This is a genomic window from Stappia stellulata (assembly GCF_020176715.1).
Lineage (GTDB): Bacteria > Pseudomonadota > Alphaproteobacteria > Rhizobiales > Stappiaceae > Stappia.
Map to the genome: position 1 here is coordinate 81,308 of NZ_JAIVMF010000017.1, position 25,527 is coordinate 106,834.

29 protein-coding genes are annotated in these 25,527 nt (G+C 66.5%); 18 read left to right on the forward strand and 11 right to left on the reverse strand.

Annotated elements, in window-relative coordinates; all coding sequences use genetic code 11:
- The first annotated feature begins 166 nt into the window (after positions 1-166).
- The 5 genes from LC092_RS17435 to LC092_RS17455 all read left to right on the forward strand — a co-directional run bounded on the left by LC092_RS17435 (position 167) and on the right by LC092_RS17455 (position 5,770).
- Complete coding sequence (locus LC092_RS17435; protein ID WP_224808626.1) at positions 167-2,410, forward strand: putative bifunctional diguanylate cyclase/phosphodiesterase; 2,244 nt, start codon at positions 167-169, stop codon at positions 2,408-2,410.
- 145 nt (positions 2,411-2,555) lie between these two features.
- A complete protein-coding gene (gene argB / locus LC092_RS17440) occupies positions 2,556-3,443 on the forward strand; it encodes an acetylglutamate kinase (protein WP_224808628.1) in 888 nt (295 codons plus the stop codon).
- On the forward strand, positions 3,440-4,195 hold the full coding sequence (locus tag LC092_RS17445; protein ID WP_224808629.1) for a pyrimidine 5'-nucleotidase: 756 nt from the start codon (positions 3,440-3,442) through the stop codon (positions 4,193-4,195). The genes argB and LC092_RS17445 overlap by 4 nt, the downstream gene beginning before the upstream one ends.
- 24 nt (positions 4,196-4,219) lie before the next feature.
- On the forward strand, positions 4,220-5,101 hold the full coding sequence (locus tag LC092_RS17450) for a DUF817 domain-containing protein (RefSeq protein ID WP_224808630.1): 882 nt from the start codon (positions 4,220-4,222) through the stop codon (positions 5,099-5,101).
- 141 nt (positions 5,102-5,242) lie between these two features.
- On the forward strand, positions 5,243-5,770 hold the full coding sequence (locus LC092_RS17455) for an alkylphosphonate utilization protein (RefSeq protein WP_224808631.1): 528 nt from the start codon (positions 5,243-5,245) through the stop codon (positions 5,768-5,770).
- A 13-nt stretch (positions 5,771-5,783) separates the two neighbouring features.
- On the opposite strand, the gene LC092_RS17460 is transcribed toward LC092_RS17455, so the two are convergent.
- Entirely contained in the window at positions 5,784-6,689 is a 906-nt protein-coding gene (locus LC092_RS17460; RefSeq protein ID WP_224808632.1) for a DMT family transporter, read from the reverse strand.
- Positions 6,690-6,879: 190 nt separating this feature from the next.
- On the opposite strand from LC092_RS17460, the gene LC092_RS17465 reads away from it, so the two are divergent.
- From LC092_RS17465 to LC092_RS17495, 7 genes are all read left to right on the forward strand, one after another.
- Positions 6,880-7,224: a DMT family transporter gene (locus LC092_RS17465; protein WP_224808633.1), complete on the forward strand. Its 345-nt coding sequence runs from the start codon at positions 6,880-6,882 to the stop codon at positions 7,222-7,224.
- Position 7,225: 1 nt separating this feature from the next.
- The gene (locus LC092_RS17470; RefSeq protein WP_224808634.1) at positions 7,226-7,783 is read left to right on the forward strand and encodes a TetR/AcrR family transcriptional regulator; all 558 of its coding nucleotides are present in this window, start codon (positions 7,226-7,228) and stop codon (positions 7,781-7,783) included.
- Positions 7,784-7,929: 146 nt separating this feature from the next.
- Positions 7,930-8,787 (forward strand): 2,3,4,5-tetrahydropyridine-2,6-dicarboxylate N-succinyltransferase, encoded by an 858-nt coding sequence (dapD, locus tag LC092_RS17475; RefSeq protein ID WP_224808635.1) that lies wholly within the window; start codon positions 7,930-7,932, stop codon positions 8,785-8,787.
- Between the two features lie 119 nt (positions 8,788-8,906).
- Positions 8,907-9,335, forward strand: coding sequence for a DUF805 domain-containing protein (locus LC092_RS17480; protein ID WP_224808636.1), 429 nt, complete (start codon positions 8,907-8,909; stop codon positions 9,333-9,335).
- A gap of 37 nt (positions 9,336-9,372) precedes the next feature.
- Positions 9,373-10,545, forward strand: coding sequence for a succinyl-diaminopimelate desuccinylase (gene dapE, locus LC092_RS17485; RefSeq protein ID WP_224808638.1), 1,173 nt, complete (start codon positions 9,373-9,375; stop codon positions 10,543-10,545).
- A gap of 33 nt (positions 10,546-10,578) precedes the next feature.
- Complete coding sequence (locus tag LC092_RS17490; RefSeq protein WP_224808640.1) at positions 10,579-11,175, forward strand: hypothetical protein; 597 nt, start codon at positions 10,579-10,581, stop codon at positions 11,173-11,175.
- A 92-nt stretch (positions 11,176-11,267) separates the two neighbouring features.
- Positions 11,268-12,101 (forward strand): DUF2189 domain-containing protein, encoded by an 834-nt coding sequence (locus LC092_RS17495; RefSeq protein WP_224808642.1) that lies wholly within the window; start codon positions 11,268-11,270, stop codon positions 12,099-12,101.
- On the opposite strand, the gene truA is transcribed toward LC092_RS17495, so the two are convergent.
- The 5 genes from truA to def are packed head-to-tail and all read right to left on the reverse strand — an operon-like array spanning position 12,098 to position 15,677.
- A complete protein-coding gene (truA, locus tag LC092_RS17500; protein WP_224808644.1) occupies positions 12,098-12,910 on the reverse strand; it encodes a tRNA pseudouridine(38-40) synthase TruA in 813 nt (270 codons plus the stop codon). The genes LC092_RS17495 and truA overlap by 4 nt on opposite strands.
- An 18-nt stretch (positions 12,911-12,928) precedes the next feature.
- A complete protein-coding gene (locus LC092_RS17505) occupies positions 12,929-13,459 on the reverse strand; it encodes a GNAT family N-acetyltransferase (RefSeq protein ID WP_224808646.1) in 531 nt (176 codons plus the stop codon).
- Between the two features lie 33 nt (positions 13,460-13,492).
- A complete protein-coding gene (gene fmt / locus LC092_RS17510; protein ID WP_224808669.1) occupies positions 13,493-14,434 on the reverse strand; it encodes a methionyl-tRNA formyltransferase in 942 nt (313 codons plus the stop codon).
- Between the two features lie 39 nt (positions 14,435-14,473).
- Positions 14,474-15,109: a MarC family protein gene (locus LC092_RS17515; RefSeq protein WP_224808648.1), complete on the reverse strand. Its 636-nt coding sequence runs from the start codon at positions 15,107-15,109 to the stop codon at positions 14,474-14,476.
- A 49-nt stretch (positions 15,110-15,158) separates the two neighbouring features.
- On the reverse strand, positions 15,159-15,677 hold the full coding sequence (gene def, locus LC092_RS17520; protein ID WP_224808650.1) for a peptide deformylase: 519 nt from the start codon (positions 15,675-15,677) through the stop codon (positions 15,159-15,161).
- A 105-nt stretch (positions 15,678-15,782) separates the two neighbouring features.
- On the opposite strand from def, the gene LC092_RS17525 reads away from it, so the two are divergent.
- Both LC092_RS17525 and LC092_RS17530 read left to right on the forward strand, forming a co-directional pair.
- The gene (locus LC092_RS17525) at positions 15,783-17,015 is read left to right on the forward strand and encodes a DNA recombination protein RmuC (RefSeq protein WP_224808652.1); all 1,233 of its coding nucleotides are present in this window, start codon (positions 15,783-15,785) and stop codon (positions 17,013-17,015) included.
- A 51-nt stretch (positions 17,016-17,066) separates the two neighbouring features.
- On the forward strand, positions 17,067-18,011 hold the full coding sequence (locus LC092_RS17530; protein ID WP_224808654.1) for a 2-hydroxyacid dehydrogenase: 945 nt from the start codon (positions 17,067-17,069) through the stop codon (positions 18,009-18,011).
- Between the two features lie 13 nt (positions 18,012-18,024).
- On the opposite strand, the gene LC092_RS17535 is transcribed toward LC092_RS17530, so the two are convergent.
- On the reverse strand, positions 18,025-18,450 hold the full coding sequence (locus LC092_RS17535) for a hypothetical protein (protein ID WP_224808656.1): 426 nt from the start codon (positions 18,448-18,450) through the stop codon (positions 18,025-18,027).
- A gap of 705 nt (positions 18,451-19,155) precedes the next feature.
- On the opposite strand from LC092_RS17535, the gene LC092_RS17540 reads away from it, so the two are divergent.
- Genes LC092_RS17540 through LC092_RS17550 form a run of 3 tightly spaced genes read left to right on the forward strand, consistent with a single transcriptional unit; the run spans position 19,156 to position 20,993 of the window.
- The gene (locus tag LC092_RS17540) at positions 19,156-19,722 is read left to right on the forward strand and encodes a biotin transporter BioY (RefSeq protein WP_224808658.1); all 567 of its coding nucleotides are present in this window, start codon (positions 19,156-19,158) and stop codon (positions 19,720-19,722) included.
- Positions 19,723-19,737: 15 nt separating this feature from the next.
- The gene (locus LC092_RS17545) at positions 19,738-20,406 is read left to right on the forward strand and encodes an energy-coupling factor ABC transporter ATP-binding protein (protein WP_224808660.1); all 669 of its coding nucleotides are present in this window, start codon (positions 19,738-19,740) and stop codon (positions 20,404-20,406) included.
- Positions 20,400-20,993, forward strand: a complete 594-nt coding sequence (locus LC092_RS17550) for an energy-coupling factor transporter transmembrane component T family protein (RefSeq protein WP_224808662.1) — start codon at positions 20,400-20,402, stop codon at positions 20,991-20,993. Before LC092_RS17545 ends, LC092_RS17550 begins: the two co-directional genes overlap by 7 nt.
- Here LC092_RS17550 and LC092_RS17555 read toward each other — a convergent pair.
- From LC092_RS17555 to LC092_RS17570, 4 genes are all read right to left on the reverse strand, one after another.
- Positions 20,972-21,430, reverse strand: a complete 459-nt coding sequence (locus LC092_RS17555) for a DUF1284 domain-containing protein (protein WP_224808663.1) — start codon at positions 21,428-21,430, stop codon at positions 20,972-20,974. The two genes, LC092_RS17550 and LC092_RS17555, sit on opposite strands and share 22 nt — an antisense overlap.
- A gap of 122 nt (positions 21,431-21,552) precedes the next feature.
- Positions 21,553-22,440 (reverse strand): C40 family peptidase, encoded by an 888-nt coding sequence (locus LC092_RS17560; RefSeq protein ID WP_224808664.1) that lies wholly within the window; start codon positions 22,438-22,440, stop codon positions 21,553-21,555.
- A gap of 23 nt (positions 22,441-22,463) precedes the next feature.
- Entirely contained in the window at positions 22,464-22,814 is a 351-nt protein-coding gene (locus tag LC092_RS17565) for a MarR family transcriptional regulator (RefSeq protein ID WP_224808665.1), read from the reverse strand.
- A gap of 103 nt (positions 22,815-22,917) precedes the next feature.
- Positions 22,918-24,324 carry a leucyl aminopeptidase family protein gene (locus LC092_RS17570; protein WP_224808666.1) on the reverse strand — a complete coding sequence of 469 codons (1,407 nt, stop codon included), beginning with the start codon at positions 24,322-24,324 and terminating at the stop codon, positions 22,918-22,920.
- A gap of 179 nt (positions 24,325-24,503) precedes the next feature.
- Here LC092_RS17570 and LC092_RS17575 point away from each other — a divergent pair, with 179 nt between their 5' ends.
- Positions 24,504-25,322: a tetratricopeptide repeat protein gene (locus LC092_RS17575; RefSeq protein WP_224808667.1), complete on the forward strand. Its 819-nt coding sequence runs from the start codon at positions 24,504-24,506 to the stop codon at positions 25,320-25,322.
- Positions 25,323-25,527 lie beyond the last annotated feature (205 nt).

The window sequence follows — 25,527 nt, forward strand, 5'->3', positions numbered from 1 at the left end:
TTGCGGAGCGGGGCACTGTCGCAAGCGAATCCTGCCAATCGTCGTTTCGACGGGTGCAAACAGAATTTTTGAGTCGCGCTATCGACAGAAAGTGCGACTCCCATCAGATTAACGTTGCGTAAATTTACTCATGCGACTCTTGCGCGATTGAGGGGTGAAAAGCCGCATGCACGAGGGCCAAGGCGCGAGACCGGGTGTGCACGCCCGTTTTTCCAGCAATGACCACGGTGACGCGATCTCGCGCACCGACCTGGTCGGCTTTGGCCTGGTCGAGGACGGACCGGATCCCGCGCTTGACGAAATCGTGCGCATCGCGGCCCGCATCACCCAGTGCGAGAAGGCTTTCATCACCTTCGCCCACAACGACCAGCTCCATGTGATCGCCTCCGTCGGCAGCAGCGTCAGCCAGACCCCTGCCGCCCTTTCCGTTTGCGGCGTGACCTATCGCGAGGACGCGCCGCTCATCGTCCCGGACCTCTCCAGGGACAACCGGTTCAAAGATTACCCCTATGTCGCCCGTGCGGATGGAAACCGCTTCTATGCCGGCTTTCCCATGCGCCTTGCCTGCGGCACGTCGATCGGCAGCCTGTGCGTGATCGATCGCAAGGTTCGCGAGACGGCCCTGGACACCGCGCAACTGGCGAGCATGCAGTCGCTGACGGCGCTGGCCGTGCGCATCATGGAAGGGCGGCAGCGCGATGCGCGGCTGAGCGACTACCTGGGGATCGCCTCCGACTGGATCTGGGAGCAGGACGACCAGTTCCGCTTTACCTATCTGTCGCGCAGCGCCTCCGACAACGGCATCCGCATCCAGGATTTTCTGGGCAAGTCGCGCTGGGACGCAGCCTGCGGCAATGGCGAAAGCGCACAGTTCTGGGCGGAGCACCGCCGCGCGCTCGAAGCCCACGAACCGTTCCGCGACCTGCGCTTTCGCTGGTTCGACGAGGGCCGCGAGCGGATCTATTCCATCAGCGGCCGGCCCGTCAGCTCCCAGGACGGCACCTTCCTCGGCTACCGCGGCTCGGCGCGTGACGTCTCCGACGAGGAACTGGCCCGCCGCGAGGTCGAATACATGGCCCATCACGACCCGCTGACCGGGCTGGTCAACCGGACGGCCTTCGAGCAGCGCGTCGCCGATGCCTTCCGCCGCTGGGAGGAAAACGGCAGCGCCTCGACCCTCTTCCTGCTCGACATCGACCATTTCAAGCAGGTCAACGACACCTATGGCCATTCGGCCGGCGACACCTTGCTGATCGCCGTGGCAAAACGGCTCAGCGCATGCGTCGGGGCGGACGCCACCGTCGCCCGTCTCGGCGGCGACGAATTCGCCATTCTCGAACCCAGCCTCGACCGCGACGGTGCCGTGACCGAATATGCCGCCGGTCTCGCCCGCGCCATTTGCCAGCCGACCGACATCGGCAACTTCGTCATGGAATGCGGCAGCAGCATCGGCATCGCCGCTCTGCCCGAACACGGCGGCAATTTCAGCCAGCTTATGGGCAATGCCGATCTCGCCCTTTACGAGGCCAAGGCGGTCGGACGCGGACGCTTCATCACCTTCGACGTCGCGATGCGCCGGGATGCGGACTGCCGCAACACACTGGCGCGGGAGCTGTGCGAGGCCTTCGACAACGACCAGTTCGACCTCGTGTTCCAGCCGATCGTGCGCATGGAGGACGAATGCATCATCGGCGCGGAAGCGCTGCTGCGCTGGGACCACCCGGAGCGCGGACGGCTGTCGCCCGGAGCCTTCATTTCCGCGCTCGATTCCAGCCGCTACGCCGCCGATGTCGGCTACAAGGTGCTGGAAGACGCCTGCCGGGCCGCCCTTTCCTGGACCCGCGAGGCACCGCACGGGTTTCGCCTGTCCGTCAATCTTTTCGCCGGGCAACTGCGCGACCCCCGGCTCGTCAACCGGGTGCGCGCGATCCTGGAGCGCACCGGCTTCGACGGTCGCAATCTCGATCTCGAGATCACGGAAAACATCCTGATCACGCCGAATGCGGATCTGGCCGACACGCTGCGCGCACTGAAGCAGATGGGCGCCCAGATCGTTCTCGACGACTTCGGCACGGGCTTCGGCTCGCTCAACCACCTGCTGCAGTTCTCCATCGACCGCATCAAGGTCGACCGGCATTTCGTCAACGGGCTCAACGTCGATGTCGACTACAACACAGTGACCCACGCGGTGGTGAAACTGGCGGTCGATCTTGGTCTCAAGGTCACGGCCGAGGGCATCGAGACGGAGGAGCAGAAGCGGTTTCTCTCGCAGATCGGCTGCACCGACGTCCAGGGCTATCACTTCTCGCGGCCCGTGCGCAGCGAGCGGATATACGAGTATATCGAAGCCGCACGCCGCCAGTCGAAGGACGGGCTGCCGGCTGCGGGCCTGCGCATGGGCGCCGCCTGACGCCGCCGCCTGACGCAGGTGCCGGCGCTCGCCGCCCGCGAGATTGAGACCTCCGGCGAAAAACGCTATAGAGCCACGCGTCATCGCATGATCCGGCGATGACGCCGACAAGCCCCGTCTGTTCTTGCGAAAGTCCAACCCCGCCATGTCCGATGCCGCCCCGATCAACCCTGCACAGGTCATCTCCAAGGCCCTGCCCTACATGCTGCGCTACGATGACAAGGTCGTCGTGGTGAAATACGGCGGCCATGCGATGGGCGACGCGGAGCTCGGCCATGCCTTTGCCCGCGACATCACCTTGCTGCGCCTTGCCGGCGTGCTGCCGGTGGTGGTGCATGGCGGCGGACCGCAGATCGGCTCCATGCTGGAGCGGCTCGGCATCAAGAGCGAGTTCAGGAACGGCCTGCGCGTCACCGACAAGGCGACCGTCGAGGTGGTCGAGATGGTGCTGGCCGGTGCGATCAACAAGGAAGTGGTGCATCTGATCAACTCAGAGGGCGGCAAGGCCATCGGCCTGTGCGGCAAGGACGGCAACCTGGTCACCGCGCAGAAGCTGCAACGCCGGGTGCGCGATCCCAATTCCGCCATCGAGCAGGTGATCGACCTCGGCTTCGTCGGCGAGCCGACGGAGGTCAATCCGACCGTGCTGAAGCTTGTCATGAAGGAAGAACTGATCCCGGTCGTGGCGCCGGTGGCGCCGGGTCGCGACGGCGAGACCTACAATATCAACGCCGACACATTCGCCGGCGCCATCGCCGGGGCCCTCGACGCCAAGCGGCTCCTGTTCCTCACCGATGTGCCCGGCGTGCTCGACGCCGACGGCAACCTGATCAAGGAGCTGTCGGTTGGCCAGGCGCGCGCGCTGATCGAGGACGGCACGATTTCCGGCGGCATGATCCCCAAGGTCGAGACCTGCATCGAGGCGATCGAGCGTGGCGTGGAGGGCGTCGTGATCCTCAACGGCAAGGTGCCGCATGCGGTGCTGCTGGAACTTTTCACCGACCAGGGCGCCGGGACCCTGCTGCGCCCGTGAACGACACCCCCGCACTCAACGGCGAAGGCCGGCACGCCCACCAGCACGACCTGCGCGCCTTCAGGGGCGTGGAAGCCTGGGTGTTCGACCTCGACAACACGCTTTATCCGGCGTCCAGCGACCTGTTCTCGCAGATCGACGTGCGGATTTCCGACTATGTGGCGCGCGTGCTCGACATGCCGCGCGACCAGGCACGGATCAAGCAGAAGGAATTCTACCGCGACTACGGCACGACGCTGCGCGGCCTGATGATCGAATATGACATCGAGCCCGATGCCTTCCTGGAATATGTGCATGACATCGACTATTCGCCGATCGAGCCGAACCCGGAACTGGGCCGGATGATCGCGAACCTGCCGGGCAAGAAGTTCATCTTCACCAATGGCGACAAGCCGCATGCCGAACGCACCGCCGAACGGCTCGGCATCTCCGACCAGTTCGACGACATCTTCGACATCGTCGCCGCCGGCCTTTTGCCCAAGCCGAACCTGGAAGCCTACAACCTGTTCATGGAGCGCACCGGGGTCGCGCCGGCGCGCGCGGCGATGTTCGAGGACCTTGCCCGCAACCTCGTCGTGCCGCACCGGCTCGGCATGCGCTCCGTGCTGCTGGTGCCAGACGGCACGCGCGCGGTGTTTCGCGAGGAATGGGAGCTGGAAGGCGCCAATGCGCCGCATGTCGACTTCGTCACCGACGATCTCGCCGGCTTTCTCAGGGCCGTCAACGGCGCATTGACGCACGGGACCGGATAGCGCAAGCGGCGGAAGGTCAAGGCCATGCGGCTCAATCTGGTGCAAAGGCTGGGCCGGCCGGCGACGGCTGCATCGCGAACCGAACGCGTGCTGCACCTTGTGCTGCCGCATGTCTACCGGCGGCTCGGCAAGGGCGTTGCCGCGCGCGCGGCGACCGAGTTCCTCGCCTTCGGCATCAAGCAGGCCTACGCCTGCCTCTATGGCGCGCTGCTGCTGGCGCTGATCCTGGGCACCCGCTTCCTCTATCCGGCCGATGCCGCGCTTGCCCGCTACGACTTCCTGTTTCTCGCCGCCCTCGCGCTTCAGGTCTGGTTGCTCGCCGCACGGCTGGAAACGCTCGACGAGGCCAAGGTGATCCTGATCTTCCATGTGGTCGGCACGGCGATGGAGGTGTTCAAGACCGCCGCCGGCTCGTGGATCTATCCGGAGGAGAGTTTCTTCCGCATCGGCGGCGTGCCGCTCTTTTCCGGCTTCATGTATGCCGCGGTCGGCAGCTATCTCGCCCGGATCTCGCGGATCTTCGATTTCCGCTACAGCCACTATCCGCCGCTGTGGACGACATGGGCGTTCGCCATCGCGATCTATGTGAATTTCTTCACCCACCACTACACGGTGGACATCCGTCTCGGCCTGTTCGCCCTGCTGTTCCTGCTCTACGGGCGCACGTTCGTGCATTATTCGGTTTACCGCTACCGGCACCGCATGCCGCTGGTGCTCGGCTTTTTCCTCGTCGCAGTGTTCATCTGGTTCGCGGAAAACATCGGCACTTTCGCCCAGGCCTGGCGCTATCCCGACCAGGCCGACGGCTGGCGCCTCGTGTCGCTCGCGAAGCTGAACGCCTGGGTGCTGTTGATGATCATCTCTTTCGTGCTGGTGACCCTGGTCAACAAGCCCCGCAAGGAGTGAGCGGCCCCGGACGCCTGGCTGTCTCATCCGGGCTTGCCCCGACATGGACAGACGCGGTGCTGCGGCCTATGCCACGGATCTCGCCTCTCCTCGCGCGCCGCATCATGCCGCGCGCAACGCCCCCAACCGATTGGACATGCCATGGCGACCTGCGCCCTTTGTTCCGCCGACACCACAACCGACGTCGCGATCGCACCGCGCGACGAAACCCTGCCGCTTTGCACCACCTGCCGTGAAGGCGTCGAGAACGGACCCGTGGACGCGCCGCACTGGCAGTGCCTCAACGAGGCGATCTGGAGCACGGAGGCGGCGGTGCAGGTCGTTGCCTGGCGGCTCCTGAAAGCGCTGCCGGAAGCGCCCTGGGCGCGCGAGGTCCTGGAGATCGCATATCTGGAACCCGACGTCCTGGCCTGGGCCGAAGAGGGCATGAGCGGTGCTGGCACCGATGCAGATGCCGTCGTGCATGTCGACTGCAACGGCGCGGTGCTCGCCACCGGCGATACGGTCACGCTGATCAAGGACCTTGCCGTCAAAGGGGCCGGCTTTACCGCCAAGCGCGGCACGGCGGTGCGCAAGATTTCGCTGGTGCCCGACAATGCCGCCCATATCGAGGGCCGCGTCGAAGGCCAGCGGATCGTCATCCTCACGCAATATGTGAAAAAGGCCTGATCCGGGCCACGCCTTACACGCCCAAAAGCAGCACGACGATGCCGGCGACGATCAGCAGCGCGCCCGCTGCCTCGGCCGTGCGAACGCGCTCATGGAAGACGAGCCAGGAGACGAGGAAGGTGAAGACCAGCTCGATCTGGGCGAGCGCGCGCACATAGGCGACCTGCTGAAGGGTCATTGCCGTGAACCAGCCGGCGGAGCCGGCAACCCCCGACAGGCCGACCCAGACCGCGGTGCGCCAGCTTGCAAGGCTCGCGGCCAGTTGGTCCGGCTCGCGCCAGATCATCCAGAGCGCCATCGCCAGGGTCTGGAACACGGTGACATAGGCCAGCGTGAAACCGGCCTGCATCAGGAAATTCGGCCCGCCGAGCGACAGCGACGCCCCGCGCACGCAGACCGCCGAAACCCCGAAGAGCGCCGCCGAGGCCAGACCGATCAGCGCCGGGCGACCGGTGAGCGCGGCAAGAACGCTCCTCACCCCGACGCGCTGGCCGGCGAGCGAGATCATCACCACGCCGGCGACGCCGATGGCGATCGCGAAAGCGGCCATCGCGGTCACCGTCTCACCGAGGAACACCAGCCCGAAAACCGCCGCCTGGACCGGCTCGGTCTTGGAATAGGCGGTGCCGACCACGAAGTTGCGGTAGCTGAACAGATGCACCAGCAGGAAGGTCGCGGCGATCTGCGCCAGCCCGCCCGCAGCCCCGATGGCCCAGAATTCCGCGCCCGGCGAGGGCAACGCGTAGCCAAAGCCGGCGTGCAGCACGGCCAGATAGGCGAGCGCGAAGGGAAAGCCGTAGCCGAAGCGCACGAAGGTGGCACCGGTCGTGCCGAGCCGGCCCTTCAGATGCTTTTGCAACGCCGAGCGCGCGTTCTGGCAAAAGGCCGCGAAGATGGTGATCGGGATCCAGAGTTCCATGGCACCCGCACATACAGCATGGCCGGTGCAGGCGGTAGCGCGAATCCGCGCGTGCCGGCCGCACCGCAGGACGGAGTTGCGCATCGCACCAAAGCCCGGACCGACAGCCTTGCTTACAAACCGAACGTTTGGTATCTTTTGTGTCCAGTCCTTTCCCTCCCGGTCGGGGTGTTTGTTCAGGGTGTTTGTCATGTCACCGCTTACGATTGCCTATGGGTCGCTTCTCGTCGCCATCCTCTTCGAGGTCACTGGATCCTCCCTGCTGCAGAAAAGCGAGCAGTTCTCGCGGCTTGGCCCGACCATCGGCATGGCGGTCTGCTTCCTGGCCGCTCTGTTCTTCCTGTCGCAGGCGCTGAAGGCGATTCCGCTCGGCGTCGCCTATGCCATCTGGTCCGGCATCGGCGTGGTGCTGACGGCGCTGATCGGCGTCGTGGTCTTCCGCTTCGCGCTGGATGCGGCCGCTCTTGTCGGGATGGGACTGATCGTGGCCGGCGTCATCGTCATCAACGTCTTTTCGAAAAGCGCGGCGCATTGACATGACGAACGCCCACACCCGCAAGAAGGAACCGGAAAAGGTGCGCCGCGCGCTTCTCGACGAAGCCGCGCGGCTGGCCGTGGAGCAGGGACTTGCGGCGGTCACCGTGCAGGCCGTGGCGGAGGCCGCCGGCGTCACCAAGGGCGGCTTCATGCACCATTTTCCCAGCAAGCAGGCCCTCGTCGATGCGGTGTTCGCGGAACTTCTCGAAACGCTCGACCGCGATCTCGACGCGCGCATCGCCGCCGACGCCGAGCCGCATGGCAGCTTCACCCGCGCCTATCTGCTGTCCGTTTTCGACATGACCCCGCCCCAGAGCGGCGGGCACTGGGCCGCGCTCTATGTCTCGATGCTGGCCGATGCGGACCTGCGCGCCTTGTGGGCGCGCTGGTACGAGGCGCGGCTCGACCGGCACCGGACCACCGACGAGGGCGTACAACTGGCCGCCGTCCGGGCCGCGGCGGACGGGATCTGGCTTGCCGATCTGACCGGGGCACCGCTTGCCGAGCGAGAGGAGCTGCGCTCCCTGCTGCTCGACATGACCCGCCGGGCCGGCTGATCGAGGCTTGCGCACGCGACCCGCGCGCGCCGCACCACCGCCTGCCCGGCCTTGACTTCGCGGGTCGGCAAGGCTTAGGTCGCGCCGACAGAATTTGGCTCAAAACCCGCATTCATCCCACGAATTCAGCCCGGAGTTTCGCGCGCATGAACACAGCCCATACCGACCAGTCGAAACTGGCCGCCATCATCGATGCCGCCTTCGAGGATCGCGCCAAGATCGACGCGCATACGACAGGCGAGATCCGCGATGCCGTCAACACGGCGCTCGACCTGCTCGACCGCGGTCAGGCGCGCGTCGCCGAAAAGCGCGACGGCGACTGGGTCGTGAACCAGTGGCTGAAGAAAGCGGTGCTGCTCTCCTTCCGACTCAACCCGATGGAAGTGATCAAGGGCGGACCGGGCGACGCGACCTGGTGGGACAAGGTGCCGTCGAAGTTCGACGGCTGGCGTGGCGTCGACTTCGAGACCGCCGGCTTCCGCGCGGTTCCCGGCTGCATCGTGCGCCGCTCCGCCCATATCGGCCGCGACGTCGTGCTGATGCCCTCCTTCGTCAACCTCGGCGCCTTCGTCGACGAGGGCACGATGGTCGACACATGGGCGACCGTCGGCTCCTGCGCGCAGATCGGCAAGGGCGTGCATCTGTCGGGCGGCGTCGGCATCGGCGGCGTGCTGGAGCCGCTGCAGGCCGGCCCGGTGATCATCGAGGACAATTGCTTCATCGGCGCGCGCTCCGAAGTCGTCGAGGGCTGCATCGTGCGCGAGGGTTCCGTGCTCGGCATGGGCGTCTACATCGGCCAGTCGACCAAGATCGTCGACCGCGCCACCGGCGAGGTCTTCTACGGCGAAGTACCGCCCTATTCGGTCGTCGTCGCCGGCACCATGCCGGGCAAGCCGATGCCGAACGGCGAGCCGGGCCCGAACCTCTACTGCGCCGTGATCGTCAAGCGCGTCGACGAGAAGACCCGCTCCAAGACCTCGATCAACGAGCTGCTGCGCGCCTGACGCGCTGATCCGCCATCTCCGCCGCCGGCTTGATTGCCGGCGGTGGACGGCCTACCTGATGGGGTGACCGGAAGGCCGCCGCCCGCCCCGGCAATCCGCCCGCTTGCGCAAGGGACCCCATGTCCGCACCCGTTCCCCATCCCGGACCTCAAAGCCTGGTCTGGCTGTTCTTCAATCCGATCGGCCGCATCTCGCGCGAGCCCTACTGGCTCTCCTTCGCGCTGGTCTGGACGTTTTTCGCCATCGCGATCACCGTCTGGCTGCGCGATGCGCAGATCACGGCGGACACGCCGCTGCCGGAGGCGATGACCTCCTTTATCGAAGCCAATCCGCTGATGCCGATCATGCTGATCGTCTTTCAGTGGGTGGAACTGGCGCTGGTGATCAAGCGGCTGCAGGATCGCGGCCTGACCGGATTTCTCGCCATCTTCGTCTTCGTGCCGGGCATCAATCTGGCCTTCATCGTCGGCCTTGGCCTGATCCCCGGACAGGACGGACCCAATGCCTACGGGCCGGGACCGAACAGCCGCTGGAAACGCCCGACCTGACCCCGTCCCTCGCGCCCCGCATCCGGACCGACCGCCCATGACCCAGTCGCCTTCGCCCGCCGTCAGCCTCGCCCGCGACCTGTTGCGCTGCCCCTCGGTGACACCGGCGGAAGGCGGCGCGCTGGCGCTGCTGGAGGCGCGTCTGGAGGCGGCCGGCTTCGCGGTCGAGCGCATGGTGTTTCGCGACAACAACACGCCGGACGTGGAAAACCTCTTCGCCACCATCGGCTCCGGCGCACCGCATTTCGTCTTCGCCGGCCACACCGACGTCGTGCCGGCCGGCGATCAGGACGCCTGGGCGCATCCGCCGTTTTCCGGCGAGATCGTCGACGGCGTGCTCTACGGGCGCGGCGCGGTCGACATGAAGGGCGGGATCGCAGCCTTTGCGGCTGCGGCGCTCGATTTCGTCGCCGCTCATGACGGCAGGATCCCCGGCACGCTTTCCTTCCTGATAACGGGCGACGAGGAAGGCCCGGCGATCAACGGCACGGTGAAACTGCTCGACTGGGCAAAGGCGCAGGGGCATGTCTTCGATGCCTGTATCGTCGGCGAACCGACCAATCCGGACGCGCTCGGCGACGCCATCAAGGTCGGCCGGCGCGGATCGCTCACCGGCACCGTGACGGTCACCGGCGTGCAGGGCCATGTCGCCTATCCGCATCTGGCGAAAAACCCGGTGCCGGACCTGCTCTCCCTGCTCGGTGCGCTTCAGGCCCTTACGCTCGATGAAGGCAACGAGCGCTTCCAGCCGTCGAACCTGGAAATCACCACCATCGACATCGGCAACTCGGCGACCAATGTGATCCCGCGCCAGGCGCAAGCGCGCTTCAACGTGCGTTTCAACGACATTTGGTCGGTCGAGAGCCTGCGCGCCAAGCTGCGGCAGGCGCTGTCGGATGTGCCGGGGCTTTCCTGCGACTGGAGCCTCGACTTCGCCCCCGATTCCAGCGACAGCTTCCTGACCCATGACGCGGCGCTGATCGAGGCGCTGAGCGAGGCGGTGGAAGCGGAGACCGGACGCCGCCCGGAATTGTCGACCGGCGGCGGCACCTCCGACGCGCGTTTCATCAAGAATTATTGCCCTGTCGTCGAGTTCGGTCTCGTCGGACAGACCATGCACAAGATCGACGAACGGGTGGCCACGGCCGACCTCGACCGTCTGTCCGCAATCTATCGCCGGTTTCTGGACAGCTATTTTTCAGCGGCCTGAGATTTTTCTCAAGGCCACCTTCAGGACGACATCATGCTCAGCCTTGCAGAAATCCGCCTTTCATCGAAAGGCGCCTGGGATCTGTTTCTCAACCGTCCGCTCGATCTCACCTTCTTTGATGTCTCGATCTCCGGCTTCTGGCGGTCCTTCCAACTGATCGTGCCGATCATGCTTTTCTATGTCATCGTCACGTTTTCCGACTATGAGCTCACCAGGGTCGAGCTGACGCATCAAGCCCTTCCGGAGTTCGCCGATTTCGCAACCGCCGGCTACCTCGCGCTTGTCGTCGACTGGTTCCTGTTTCCGCTGGTGCTGATGCCCTTCGCCGGGATGCTCGGCATCGCCGACAGATATGTGACCTTCGTCGTTCTGCGCAACTGGTCGCAGTTCCTGATGGCGCTGATCGTGACACCGCTCTTCGCCGCGTTCTACTTCGGCCTGATCGGCTCGTCCCTGCACCTTCTCGGGCTTCTCACGATCGTCTTCGTCTTCCTGCGCTATCGCTACATCGTCACGCGGGCCGCACTCGAGTGCTCCTTCGGCCTGGCCGCGAGCCTCGTGGCCCTGGAGTTTGTGCTCGGCATGGTGATCGGCGAAGCCATCGCGCGGCTCTACGGCATCGGGGTCTGACGACAGCGCATCCGAAACTCTCCGACTGTTCGGCGCCGCCCGGCGGTGGCATTGTAGTGCCAGACACAAGAACAGTTTGCGGAGGACACCCCATGACGAGCAGCGACGGCGCGGCCCAGGACGACACATTCGAACGCCGACCCGACCCGACACGGGTCAATGCCATCGGCTTCGACGCCATCGTCGATGCACTTGGCGAAGGCATGCGCGATTTCCGCAAGGCGCCGCGCTTCGGCCTGTTCTTCGGCGGCGTCTATGCTCTTGGCGGCATCTTCGTGCTTCTGACCGCCTCGGCCTTCCACATGAGCTACCTGAGCTATCCGCTCGCCATCGCCTTCGGCCTGATCGGCCCGTTTGTGGCCGTCGGCCTGTATGAGGTCAGCCGCCGGCTGGAAAAGGACGAACCGCTCGACTGGTACGGCGTGCTTGCCGTGATCTGGGCGCAGCGCCGGCGCGAACTGGCGTGGATGGCCTTCGTCGTGCTCTTCGTCCAGATCATGTGGATGTATCAGGTGCGGCTGCTGCTGGCGTTGTTCCTGGGCTTCCAGTCCTTCGCCAGCTTTTCCGCCTTCGTCGAGGTGGTGGTGACCACGCCGGAAGGTCTGATGTTCCTGTTGATCGGCAACATCGTCGGTGCGGCGCTCTCCATCGTGCTGTTCTCGCTGACGGTGGTCTCCTTTCCGATGCTGCTCGACCGGGAGGTCGATTTCATCACGGCGATGATCACCAGCGTGCGCGCGGTCGTCACCAGCCCGGCGCCGATGATCGGCTGGGCGCTCATCATCACCGTGACCATGCTCCTGTCGATGCTGCCGGTCTTCGCCGGCCTGCTCGTCACGCTGCCGGTGCTCGGCCACACCACTTGGCATCTCTATCGCAAGCTGGTGCCCGAACCGCAGCCGGGCGGGGCGGCACCGGAGGCTTAGCCTCCAGACGTCTCCGCGGCCTCCGCCTCCGCCAGCCAGGCCGCGCGCGATGCGCGGTCTTCTTCCGCCGAGCGATAGTCGACGCGGGTGAGATAGAGCCCGTCGGGCGGTGCGACCGGCCCGCAGGCCTCGCGGTCGCGCGCCTCAAGTGCCGCGGCCACGTCCTCGGTCGTCCAGCGGCCGTCGCCGACCAGTCTGAGCGTTCCGACCATAGAGCGCACCTGGTTGTGCAGGAAGGAGCGCGAGCTGCATTCCGCGATCACCGTCTCGCCCTCGCGCCAGACGCGAAACGCCTCCAGCGTCTTCCACGGGCTCTTCGCCTGACAGCGGGTGTGGCGGAAGGTGGTGAAGTCGTGATGGCCGACGAAGACCTGCGCCGCCTCATGCATGGCGTCGGTGTCGAGCGGCTTCTTCACGTGCCAGGCGAGCCCGCGGTCGTGGGTGAGCGGTGCCACGCGGTTGGCGATCCGGTAGCGGTAATGCCGGCGGATCGCGGAAAACCGCGCGTCGAAACCGTCATGCATCTTCTCGCAATCGAGCAGCGCCACCGGGTCGGGCTGGCAGTGGAAGTTCAGCGCGCCGAGCACGGTCGCCGCCGGCCAGTCCTTTTCCAGATCGAGATGCGCCACCTGGCCGAGCGCATGCACGCCGGAATCGGTGCGTCCCGCACCGCCGATGGTGACCGTCTCGCCGGAAAAGGCGCGGATGGCGCGCTCGATGACCGCCTGGACCGAGGGGCCATTGTCCTGGCGCTGCCAGCCGACGAAGGGGCGGCCGTCATAATCGACCGTAATCTTGTAGCGGGGCATGGCTTCCCGGTGCGCTGGTCAGTCGAAGGCCTGGAAGGGCGTGGCGAAATCGACCTCGATGGGCATGGCGGCGGGCGCGTCCTCGCTCAGGGCGAGCGCCTGAAAGGCCGTGCCGGCAAAGGGGGCGGCGACCTTCGCCGCCAGCCCGGCATCGAAGCCGAAGCGCGGATAGTAGGACGGCGGTCCGAGAACCAGCACGAGGTCCTCGCCCTGGCTGCGCAATTCCTCAAGTGCCGCCGCGATCAGTTGCGTGCCGACGCCGCTGCGCTGCCGGTCGGGCCGCACCGCGACCGGCGCCAGACAGGAGATGGCGAGACGGTGCGCCGCACCCGCGCCGGTGACCCGGGAAAAGGCGACATAGCCCTCAAGCGTGCCATCCGGATCGACGGAGACCCGCTCGAGAATCAGCGCGCCGCAGGCCCTGAGTTCCGTCACCAGACGCGCTTCCGCATCCTGGCCGAAGGCGGCGGCGAGCAGCATCGCGATGTCCGCGTAATCGGACTCCGCAACGGGGCGAAGGACAGGTTCTGGGACGGGATGGCGGGTCATGATCAGGGTCCGGTTGAGGCGTCGTTTCCGATCCTAGGCGATCTCGTCGCCGACGCGAAGCTGCGCGCCGCGCAGGAAGGCGTCGGCCGCCATCGGCTTGCGTCCGGCGCGCTGTAGCTGGAGCAGGCGCACCGCGCCCTCGCCGCAGGCAACGACCAGCCGGTCGCCCTCCGCGTCGAGCAGCGTTCCGGGACCCGTGGTCGGCGTATCGTCGGCGAGGGCGCTGCGCAGGATCTTCACGCGCTCGCGCGCGCCGCCAATCTCCATCTCGCACCAGGCGCCGGGAAAGGGCGACAGGCCGCGAATGTGATCGTGCACGGCACGCGCTGCCTGCGTCCAGTCGATGCGGGTCTCCGACTTGGCGAGCTTGCGGGCGTAGGTAACGCCCTCTTCCGCCTGCGGCGTTTCGGTCAGACCGCCGCGGGCGAGCGCCGCCAGCGCCCGGACCATCAGGTCGCCGCCGAGCGTGGAGAGCCGGTCGTGCAACTCGCCCGCCATCATGGCGTCGTCGATGGCGACGCGTTCGGCCATGCACACCGGCCCGGTGTCGAGCCCGACTTCCATGCGCATCACCTCGACGCCGGTTTCCCGGTCGCCGGCCATGATCGCGCGGTTGATAGGCGCGGCCCCGCGCCAGCGCGGCAGCAGCGAGGCGTGAAGATTGAGGCAGCCGTTTTTCGGCGCGTCGAGAACGGCCTGCGGCAACAGCAGCCCATAGGCGACGACCACCGCGACATCGGCGTTGAGCTCGGCGAAACGCGCCTGTTCCTCGGCGGATTTCAGCGAGGCCGGCGTGCGCACCTCGATGCCGAGCGTTTCGGCCGCCTGATGCACGGCGGACTTGCGCTCCTCCATACCACGCCCGGCCTTGCGCGGCGGCTGGGTGTAGCAGGCGACGACATCGTGCCCTTGGCCGACGATCTCCATCAGCGTGGGCACGGAAAACTCCGGCGTTCCCATGAAGACGATCCGCAAGCTCATGCGCGTTTCCTTCTTTCGCTCGTCTGTGCGCCGTCAGCCGGCAAGGCCCGGCCACAACGCCCTGAGGCTCGAGACCATCATTTCCATCGCGATCGCGGCCAGGATCATGCCCATGATCCGGCTCATGATGCTGATGGCCGTCTGTCCGAGCAGCCGCCCGAGCGCGGGACCCGCCAGAAAGGTCACCCCGATGAGGGTCACGCTTGCCGCAATCGCGGCAACCACCGCCGTCTGTTCTGCCGCGCCATTTGCCTGCTGCTTGAAGACGATGATCGTCGAGATGGTTCCCGGACCGAGCAGGATCGGCACCGTCAGCGGATAGATGCCCGGATTCTCGACCGCCTTGTGATGATCCTTCTCGCGCGCCGTGCCCGCATGGGCCGCACTCTCCCCGCCATGCAGCATGGAGAGCGCGATCAGCAGGATGAGCAAGCCGCCGGCAAGGCGGAAATCGTTCAGCCCGATGCCGAAGACACCGAGCAGCCGGTCGCCGGTCAAAAGAATCAGCGCCGCGCCGACGACCAGACCGGCGATCACGGTGACCGCCACCTTGCGGGCCTCGCCCGGCGTCCGGTCGGCCGTCAGCGACAGGAACACCGGCAGGTTGGCGATCGGGCTCATGATCGCGAAGAGCGCGGCGAACACCTTGAGGAAATAGGCTGTTTCCATCACCTCGCCCCCGCGCGCGTCACCGCCCGGCCCATGGCCGGCGCAATCCTCAAGACTTCTCCGCCAGTCGCGCCTGCTTCTGGAATTTCTTCATCACCCGGTCGCGCTTGAGCTTGGAGATATGATCGATGAACAGCACGCCGTTCAGGTGATCGATCTCATGCTGCAGGCAGGTGGCGAGCAGCCCGTCGGCCTCCAGCTCGCGCTCCGCGCCCTCGCGGTCGAGAAAGCGCAGGCCGATGCGCGCCGGGCGCTCGACGTCGGCGTAATACTCGGGAATGGACAGGCAGCCTTCCTGATAGACGGAGAGCTCCGGGGATTCCCACACGATCTCGGGGTTGATCACCACCATCGGGTCGGGATCCTCGTCCTCGCGCGCCACATCCATCACCAGCATGCGCGTCGGCTCGCCGATCTGGATCGCGGCCAGCCCGATGCCGGGTGCGGCATACATGGTTTCCAGCATGTCGTCGGCAAGCTGGCGCACGGCACCGTCGACCCGCTCCACGGGATCGCTGACGAGGCGCAGCTTCGCCTCCGGCAGGATGAGAATGTCTCGCTTTGTCATGCCGCTCAAATATGAGATGCGCGCGCCGGCGTCAACGCGCGGATGCCCTGACGGGCTCGAACGCGGGCGTTTTCCGCGACGCACGGATGTTCTATATTTGTTTCCATGGATGCGATTCTGTTTTCCCTGGGCGCAAGGCCCGTCACCGTGGTCGAAGCCCTGACGGCTGCAGCCGTCGGCGTGGCCGTGCTGCTGGTGCTGGCGCTGTTCGCGCTGATGCATCTGTCGCGGGCGCGCCGCCACGCGGAGTGGCGGGCGGAGGACCAGGCCCGCGAACTGGAAGCGCGGATCTCCGAGTTGCTCAAGGTGCAATCGGAAATGACCGGCCGGATGCAGACCATGGCCGAGGTGTTCGGCACCCGCCAGGGTGACCTGATGCGCGCGGTGAACGAGCGGCTCGACGGCATGAGCCACAAGCTCGGCCAGTCGATGGCCGACGGCACCAAGCGGACCCACGACGGATTGCGTCACCTGCACGAGCGACTCGCGGTGATCGACCGGGCACAGACCACCATCCGCGAACTGAGCGGCCAGGTCGGCGCACTGCAATCGGTCTTGTCCAACAAGCAGACCCGCGGCGCTTTCGGCCAGGGTCGCATGGAAGCCCTGATCCAGGACGCGCTGCCGCCGGGCAGCTACAGCTTTCAGGCGACGCTGGCGAGCGGCGTGCGCCCCGACTGCCTGATCCATCTGCCGGGCGGCGCGCCGCCGCTCGTGATCGACGCCAAGTTTCCGCTGGAAGCCCACAGCGACATCCGCCGAGCCGAAGATGCCGAACAGCTCAAGCAGGCGCGGGCCCGCTTTCGCCGCGACATCGGCAAGCATCTTTCCGACATCAAGGAGCGCTACCTGATCCCGGGGGAGACGCAGGACACCGCCTTCATGTTCGTGCCGTCGGAAAGCGTCTTCGCCGAGATCCACGAAAAGTTCGACGATCTGGTGCAGCGCGCGCACCGGCTGCGCGTCGTCATCGTCTCGCCGTCGCTCTTGATGCTCTGCGTGCAGGTGGTGCAGTCGCTCCTGCGCGACGCCCGCATGCGCGAGGAAGCCCATCTGATCCAGGCGGAGGTCGGCCATCTGGTCAAGGACATCGACCGGCTGGAAGAACGCGTCCAGAAACTGCAGAAGCACTTCTCGCAGGCAAACGACGACATCGGCCAGATCCTGATTTCCACCGACAAGATCGGCAAGCGCGGGCGCGGGATCGGCGCGCTTGACCTCGCGCCCGAAACCCCGGCCCGCGCCAATGGCGCGGCCGCATCCGGCGCGCCCTCCACCGCGCCGGAAAACGGCGCGCGGACTGCCTCCCCTTTCGCCGGTCGTCCCGACGGGCTATGACAGCGACTTGATCGCAAACGGGTTTTGTCACGCAATTTCGGGAGGTCGGACATGGCGCTGCTTGTCGCGGTAAACGGATGGGACACGGGGCCCTGGGTCGCCCGGCTGAAGGCGCGCTTCCCCGACCGCGACATCCGCAGCTGGCCGGACGCCGTCGGCGATCCCGCCAACATCCGCTATGCGCTGGCGTGGAAGGCGCCGGCGGAGGCTCTCAACGCCTGTGCGAACCTGGAGGTCGTGTTTTCGCTCGGCGCCGGCGTCGATCATCTGCTGGGTCAGAAAAACCTGCCGCAGGTTCCCATCGTGCGCGTCGTCGATCCGGACCTGACCGCGCGCATGAGCGAGTGGATCGCGCTTCAGGTGCTGTTGCACCACCGCCAGCATCTCGCCTATGCCGCCCAGCAACGGGAAAAGGTCTGGCGCGAGCTGACCCAGCCGAGCGCCCGCGATCTCAGGGTCGGGATCCTCGGCCTCGGCGTGCTCGGCGCGGATGCTGCGGATGTGCTGAAACGGCTGGGCTTCAATGTGGCCGGCTGGTCGCGCTCGAAAAAGGCGCTTTCCGGCATCGACTGCTATGCGGGCGACGCCGAGTTCGACGCCTTCCTGGCGCGCACCGACGTGCTGGTGAACCTCTTACCGCTGACGGCGGAGACGCGCGGCCTGGTGAACAGGAGCGTGCTGGAAAGGCTCGCCCGCGACGGCGTGCTCGGCGGGCCGGTCTTCATCAACGCCGGGCGCGGCGGCAGCCATGTGGAGGCGGATCTCGTCGTCGCCCTGCGGGACGGAACCCTCAAGGCGGCAAGCCTCGATGTCTTCGAGACGGAGCCGCTTGCAGCCGACAGCCCGCTGTGGGACTGCGAAAACGCCATCCTGACGCCGCATGTGGCCGCCGACAGCGACCCGGAGGCGATTTCCGATTATGTCTCGGAGCAGATCCGGCGCTTCGAGGCCGACGGCACCCTTGAAAACCGGGTGGATCCGGCGCGCGGCTACTGAGCGGCAGTCTTCCTCAGCAGTGGAAGCGGCGTGCCTGGGTAAACCACAGGTCGACGATGGCCGAGGCGGCGGGAAGGATCCCGCGCACGTCGCCGGCCTTCTGGAACACGGCATCGAACCAGTCGCTCTCGGGGGTCGCGGCCGGGGTGTCGCGCGTCAGTCCGAAGACGGGAAGCGTCGCCGCATCGAAACGCTGGCGCAGGCGGCGGGCAAGCCCCGCGCCGTCGAGACCGGGCAGGCACAGCGAGGTCACCACGCAGTCGAACGGCGGTCCGCCCTCCCCGCTCTCGGAGATCAGCTCCAGTGCCGTTTCCGCCGCGCTCACCCGGCGGATCCGGATGTTGCGGGTCACCCGCGCCAGCGCATCGCTCAGGATGCCGGCATCGCGTGAATCGGCTTCCACGTGCAGAAAGACTGCATGGGGTATCGCATGCATCATGTGTGGGTATCGTCCCGTCCAAAGCGCAAACGCAAGGATGCGTCCGTGTCCCGCAAGACCCGAACGACCGCAATGTGCCTGTCTCGAAAAGATGCGGACCGCGGCTTGGCTCGACGCCAAGGGCACGGTGCGCGTGTCATCCCCGGCGCAGCGCCCCTTGCGGCACCGAAGATGCGCAAGGCGTACCCCATGTCATCGTTGATGACAAATGCGTTTGGCGCATATCAGATTTCACCGTCGAACTGGAACTAACCATCATTCGCAAGATCAGTTTCAATCGAATGTTTCTCGCAAACCCACCTTCTTGCATCTTGCTTGCGCGCACCAAGACAAGAGGCGCATCCTCGTACTGCATGGTACGCCTTCCTCTGAGACAGAAACGGGCCCTGTCGCTTGGGAAACATCACGTCAGCCGCGCGCCCGACACCGACTATCTGGTTCAGCGAAGCGTCACGCCGGGCGAAGGAACGTTGCCGAAACGCGCTGCATTCGCTATGCGGTTCGTCGACGCGGGTTCCTGCCAGGATCCGCAAGGGGCGCGGAGGCTCGCGTCACGGGCCGGAAATCTGGATACAGGGCCTTCACGCGCTCGCACATCGACATCGGCGCCCCGGACGGCGCCAGACTTTCGCGCGGCAGCGATTTCAGGGATCGCGACCGCCGGCTGCTCCGGCGCGCCGCCGCCGCACCGATTTGAGGACCACCATGGACACTCGTGATGTCGTCTTTATCGCTCTCTTTGCCGCCATTGTCGCGGCGCTGGCTGTCTTTCCGCCGATCACGCTCCCGGTGGTCGGGGTTCCGGTGACGGCGCAATCGCTCGGCGTCATGCTGGCCGGCGGCGTTCTCGGCGCCGCGCGCGGCGGACTTGCCCTTGTCCTGTTTCTTGCCCTGGTCGCGCTCGGATTGCCGCTGCTCGCCGGTGGGCGCGGCGGCTTCGGCGTCTTTCTTGGCCCCTCCGGCGGATTCCTGGTCGGCTGGATCGCGGCGGCCTTCGCCATCGGTTTCCTGACCGAGCTCTTCTGGAACCGCCTGAACTACATCGTCGCATTTGCGATCTGCGTTGCCGGCGGCGTGGTCCTGCTCTACGCGATCGGCGTCCCCTGGATTGCCGCCGTTGCCAAGATCCCGGTCGGCATGGCGCTCACCGGGTCGCTGCCGTTCATCCCCGGCGACATCGTCAAGGCCCTCGTCGCGGCTGGCGTCATCGTGACGGTGAAACGGTCCTATCCGATCATCACGCCCCGCGCCCGGGCCCAAAAACAAACCTGACGGACCAAACCCGCCGTGATTGCGTTCACCGATGTTTCCGTCGAGAAAAACGGGGTCGCCATCCTTGGCGGCATCACCTTGCACCTCAGGGAGAGGCGTGTCGGCATCATCGGCCGCAACGGCTCCGGCAAGAGCACCTTCGCGCGCCTGTTCAACGGCATCGAGAAACCGACGAGCGGACGGGTCGCGCTCGATGCCCCCCACGAACGCGAGGCGCTGCGGCGCCATGTCGGCTTCGTGTTCCAGAATCCGGACAACCAGATCGTCTATCCGATCGTCTCGGAGGATCTGGCCTTCGGCCTCAAGAACCTGAAATTGTCGGCGCGCGAGACACAGGCGCGGATCGAGGCGGTTCTGGAGCGCTTCGGTCTGACTCATCTGCGCGACCGCTTCACCCACCAGCTGAGCGGCGGCGAAAAGCAGATGATCGCGCTTGCCGGCGTTCTGGTGATGCGTCCGCGGATGATCGTGATGGACGAGCCGACCACGCTGCTCGATCTGTGGAATAAGCGCAAGTTCATGGCCGCCATCGACGCGTTGGACGAGCATGTCGTGCTGGTGTCGCATGATCTCGACCTGCTTGCGGATTTCGACCGGGTTCTTCACATCGAGGACGGGACAATCGTCGCCGACGGCGACCCCGCAACGGTGGTGGCGGGCTATGTCGCGAGCACACGATGCTGACCGACCTTTACGTCTTCGCGGACAGTCCCGTTCACCGCGCCCGCCCCGTCGTGAAGATCGCAGCGCTCGTTGTCCTGTGTACGAGCCTCTTCGTCTGCGAGGGCTGGACCGCCGTCACGGTTGCCGGGGTTCTGGTGTTCACGGGGTTCGCACTCGCCGGCCTTGGCCCGCGCCATGCCATCGTCTCCGTGCGCCCCGCCTTGTGGATTCTCGCCGCGATCTTCGCGGTCCAGCTCTATATGACCGATGTCGTCTTCGCCGGGTTCATCGTCGCCCGCTTCGTCGTCCTCATCCTGGCGGCGGCTCTCGTTACGCTCACGACCAGAACGAGCGAGTTCGTCGACGGGATCCTCTCCGCGCTGCGCTTCGCGCCCGCTTGGGTGCCGAAGGCACAGATCGCCCTGGCGGTCTCGCTGTTCCTGCGGTTCGTGCCCCTCGTCCGAACGGCGCTTGACGACGTTCGCGAGGCGCAGCGCGCCAGAGGGCTTGACCGGAACATCAAGGCGATCCTGGTGCCGCTGGTGGTGCGCATCCTGAAGACCGCCGACGAGGTGTCCCAGGCAATCTACGCCCGGTCGTTCGACTGACCGGGCACCGCCTGCCCCACCAGCGCGGTGCCGACGAAGCCGCGCCGGGCGATCGACGAACACAGATGCGACCACTGGCAACCGTCGCAGGCCTGCCGAATGGCACCGCTCGCGAAGGCCTCGCGCAGCCGGGCGGTCGTGGCGACATCGAACGCGAGGTCGTCTCCAACGGCGATGCGTCGGCGCAGCAGACCCTCCAGGCTTTCCAAGGCATCCCTGTCGCGCCGCGTCACGCTGTCGCCAAAGCAATGCGGCTCGGCTTCGGCTGCGACCACCGGAGCGCAGAGGGCATCAGGGCCTTCGACGATCCTGACCGTCTCACCGGCATTCAACCGCGCGACAATCCGGTCGTAGCTGCGCGTGAAGGCGTCCGAATAGCCCTTTCCCGCATAGGTGAGACTGCACAAGAGATGGTGGGGGCGGAGTTCAATCGTCATGGGTCTTCATCGGGCGTCATGGGTCAGGCACGGCCTGTCGCACGCGGCGCGCGGACCGAATGGCCGGATTTGATGCCTCATTCGCTTGGGAGCGGCACAAGGCGCCAGCGTCGGACGACGCGTCACCACGCGATCCGTCGCACAGACGTCACGGCGCCCCATTCGTTGCGGGCAATGCGTGCGACCGCCGGCGCCAGCGGTTCGCTCGCCACCGACATGCTGTGGCCATTGGCGTGCAAGAGCGTCTCGCCGTCGCGCATGATCCCGACGTGGCCCTTCCAGAACACGAGGTCACCGCGCATGAGCGCGGGCAGCCCGGCGGCGATGTCGAGCGGTTCGCCGGCCGCGCGTTCCTGCATGTCGGTGTCGCGCGGCAGAGCCAGACCCGCGGCAGCGGCGGCAAGCTGGACGATGGCCGAGCAGTCGAGCCCGAGCGACGTGCGTCCGCCCCACAGATAGGGCGTGCCGAGAAAGGTTTCCGCAACGCCGACCCAGTCCGCCTCGCGGTGATTAAGCGGAACGAGATGACGCGCGACCATGGCCGAGCCGTCGTCGAGCAGGGCGAACTCCAGCCCGCGCGTTGTCGCATGGCCGATGACGCGGACCCGCGCGCCCATGGACAGGAGACCGAGCGGCGGGGATCTCAGTTCCGCATCCGGATAGCGGTAGCTGCGCAAGATCGCGACGCGATGGGTCGGCGCCTCGCCGACAGCGCCAAGCGCCTCGGCCGGGAGATAACCGACGTAGCCGTCGGTCTCCAGCTGCCCCCAGGCCCAGCCGTCGCCGCGCGTCTCGTAGACGGTGACGATCTCGCCGTGCAGCGCCTCGGTGTCGATGGAGCGCGCAAGGTCGGGCACGGGGCGCAGGGCCACGCTGTCGGCCGCGACCTGCATGGCGACGCCGGGTGCAAAGGCATCGGCCTCGACCCGCCCGCGATAGCTCTCGGCGGCCAGATCCGGGCGCACCGGATGCAGGCGGCGGTCAAGGGAGGCGGGAGAAGCATCTGACATGGTGGCGGCGTCCGTCGGATCGGTCAGCGGGGCATCGTCGCCGCCTTGGCGACAATCGTATCGGCAATCTCTTCCAGATAGAGCGCGCCGGCAACCGTTCGCGTGATCACGACGTTGCGGCGGTCGGCCTCGTCGCGCTTGCGCGACAGGAGTTTCATGCCGCCCAGCGTGTCGAGCGCGCGGGTGATCACCGGTTTCGTCACGTTCAGCCGGGCCGCCAGGCCGCGCACCGTATGCGGCGGCGGCTCCAGATAGACCGTCAGCAGGATCGCCATCTGGCGCGCCGTCAGGTCCTTGTCCCCGTCGGTGACAAGCTCCATCGTGACGTCGTGCCACAGGCGCAACGCCTGCGAGGGCCGTATCTCGACACCCATTTCGTCCCCATCCGCTTGCCCGTGCCGATCAGCACGGTTCAGGCATCATGGCGCGAAATCGTTTCGGTTCCGTTATGCGCTGCCGATGGAGGAGGCTTCGCCCCTACCCGCGCGAAAAGCGCTCCGTGAGCAGCGCGAAGAGGGCGCGAATGCCCTGCACCTCGCCGCCGGCGGGACGCCCCGGACGGTCGGACGGCGACCAGCCGTAGATGTCGAGATGCACCCAGGTCGCGGCGTTTTCGACAAAACGGGAGAGAAACAGGGCCGCCGTGATCGAGCCGGCGAAACCGGCACCGGTCGTGTTGATGTGGTTGATGTCCGCGACGCGGCTTTCCAGATAGCTCTCGTAGGGACGCCACAGCGGCAGGCGCCACAGCGGATCGCGGGTTTCCTCCGCCTTCGCGGCGAGGTCGCCGGCAAAGCTCTCGTCATCGGTGAAATACGGCGGCAGCTCGGGGCCGAGCGCGACGCGGGCCGCCCCGGTCAGCGTCGCCATGTCGATCAGGATCTCGGGCTTTTCCTCGTCGGCAAGGGTGAGCGCATCGCCGAGCACAAGCCGGCCTTCCGCATCCGTGTTGCCGATTTCGACCCGGAGCCCCTTGCGGCTGTCGAGAATGTCGCCGGGGCGGAAGGCGGATCCGGAAATGGCGTTTTCCACCGCCGGGATCAGAACGCGCAGGCGCACCGGCAGTTTCGCCGCCATGATCATGGAGGCAAGGCCCAGAACATTGGCCGCGCCGCCCATGTCCTTCTTCATCAGGGCCATGCCGCTCGCCGGCTTGATGTCGAGACCGCCGGTGTCGAAGACGACGCCCTTGCCGACCAGCGTCACCCTGGGCGCGTCCTCCGCGCCCCAGACCGCATCGACCAGGCGCGGCGCGCGGCTGCTTGCCCGTCCCACCGCATGGATCATCGGGAAGCCGTCGGCGACCAGCGTCTCGCCCTCGACCACCCGCGTCGAACCGCCGTGCAGGGCGAAGAGTTCGCGCGCGGCCGCCGCCAGTTCCGCCGGACCGAGGTCGTTCGCCGGGGTGTTGATCAGGTCGCGGGCAAGCCCGACGCCATCGAGCACGATCCCCAGAGCCTCGGCGTCGTCGCTGTCGTCGAGGACGATGACCGGCGCGCGCTGGCTCGACGGCTTGCGATAGCGGTCGAACCGGTAGGAGGAGAGCGCGAAGGCAAGCAGCGTTTCGCGACGCGCCTTGCCCTCAAGCTTGAGCGCGTAGTCGCCGCCGGGAAGCTTGCGCGCGAGATCGCCCGCGGCGAACCCCGGGTCCTTCGGGTCGGCCACGCCATAAAGCGCAGCCGCCGCCGCGCCGCCCTCGCCCGGAACCAGCAGAAGCTGACCCGCCGCCCCCTCGAACCCGTTGGCGGCGGCCCATTCGCCGGCGCCCGGGCCCAGCCGCTGCAACGTCTCGGTGCATCCGGCCTTGTCGACGAGGTGAAGGGGAACGGGCTTCAGGGCGGGATCGAAGGCACGCAGGGACTGGCGCAAGGTCTTGAGCCTCATGTTGGAAACAGGACGGAACCGACGTTAAAGCATGAAGGCCCACCGGGCCGCAATCCGCACGACGGCGGCACGAGCGGACGCAGGCGGCCGCGACGTTTAACGAAGCATTAGGGTTAACGACGTATTGATGGGGGAGCGCAATTTGCAAACCCGTCTTTCGCGTTGAGGAGCCTGGCACCATGCCATCCACGCGCCGTTCCCGGGGACGCTCCGTCCCCAGCCATATCGTCCTTGCCCTGTCGCTGGCCGCAGCGCTCGCCGCAAGCGGATGCGCCTCGTCCAAACGGGCGGTCGGCACCCATGCGAGCGCCACCCAAAGCTACGCCGCGCCCGGCTCCGACACCGCGCGCCAGGCCGTTGGCTACTGGGGGCAGGCCTACGAGAAGTCGCCCGACAACCGCGAGAACATCCTGAATTACGCCGCCGCGCTCCGGCGCAACGGCCAGATCCCGCAGGCCGAGGCCGTCTTGCGCAAGGCGGTGATCAACAAGCAGAGCGACCGCGACATCGCCGCCGCCTATGGCAAGGTGCTGGCAATGAGCGGAAAGCTGCCGGAAGCGCTTCAGGTGATCAAGGGCGCCCAGACCCCCACACGGCCGGACTGGCGTCTTCTCTCCGCGGAAGCGGCGATCGAGGACCAGATGGGCAACACCAACAAGGCCCGCTCGCTTTACGGCCAGGCGCTGAAGATCGCGCCCGACGAGCCGAGCCTGCTCAACAATCTCGCCATGTCCTATCTGCTGGCGGGAGAGGTGAAACAGGCCGAGGAAATCCTCCAGAAGGCCGCCGCGAGCCCCAAGGCCGACAGCCGCATCCGGCAGAACCTCGCCCTGTCGATCGGATTGCAGGGACGCTTCCAGGAGGCCGAAAGCGTGGCGCGCTCGGAAATCGACCCGGCACAGGCCAACCAGAATATCGCCTATCTGAAATCGATGCTGGCGCAGCGCAATTCCTGGGCGGAGATCTCCGCCGCCGACAAGAAGAAGCGTGGCGGCTGATCCCGCCGGGGCACCCTTCTCTTCCCCCTCCGGCACGGGTCGGCAGTGCAGACATCAAAAAGGCCTCCGGGATCGTCCCGGAGGCCTCAGACTGCTGACAAACCCCTGGCTTTGGCCGGGGGTTTTTGATTCATTGTTTTTATGTTGAAGAAGCCCGGCCCGGATCAGACAGCGCTCGAGATGGTGACGCTTGAGCAGCTTGTTC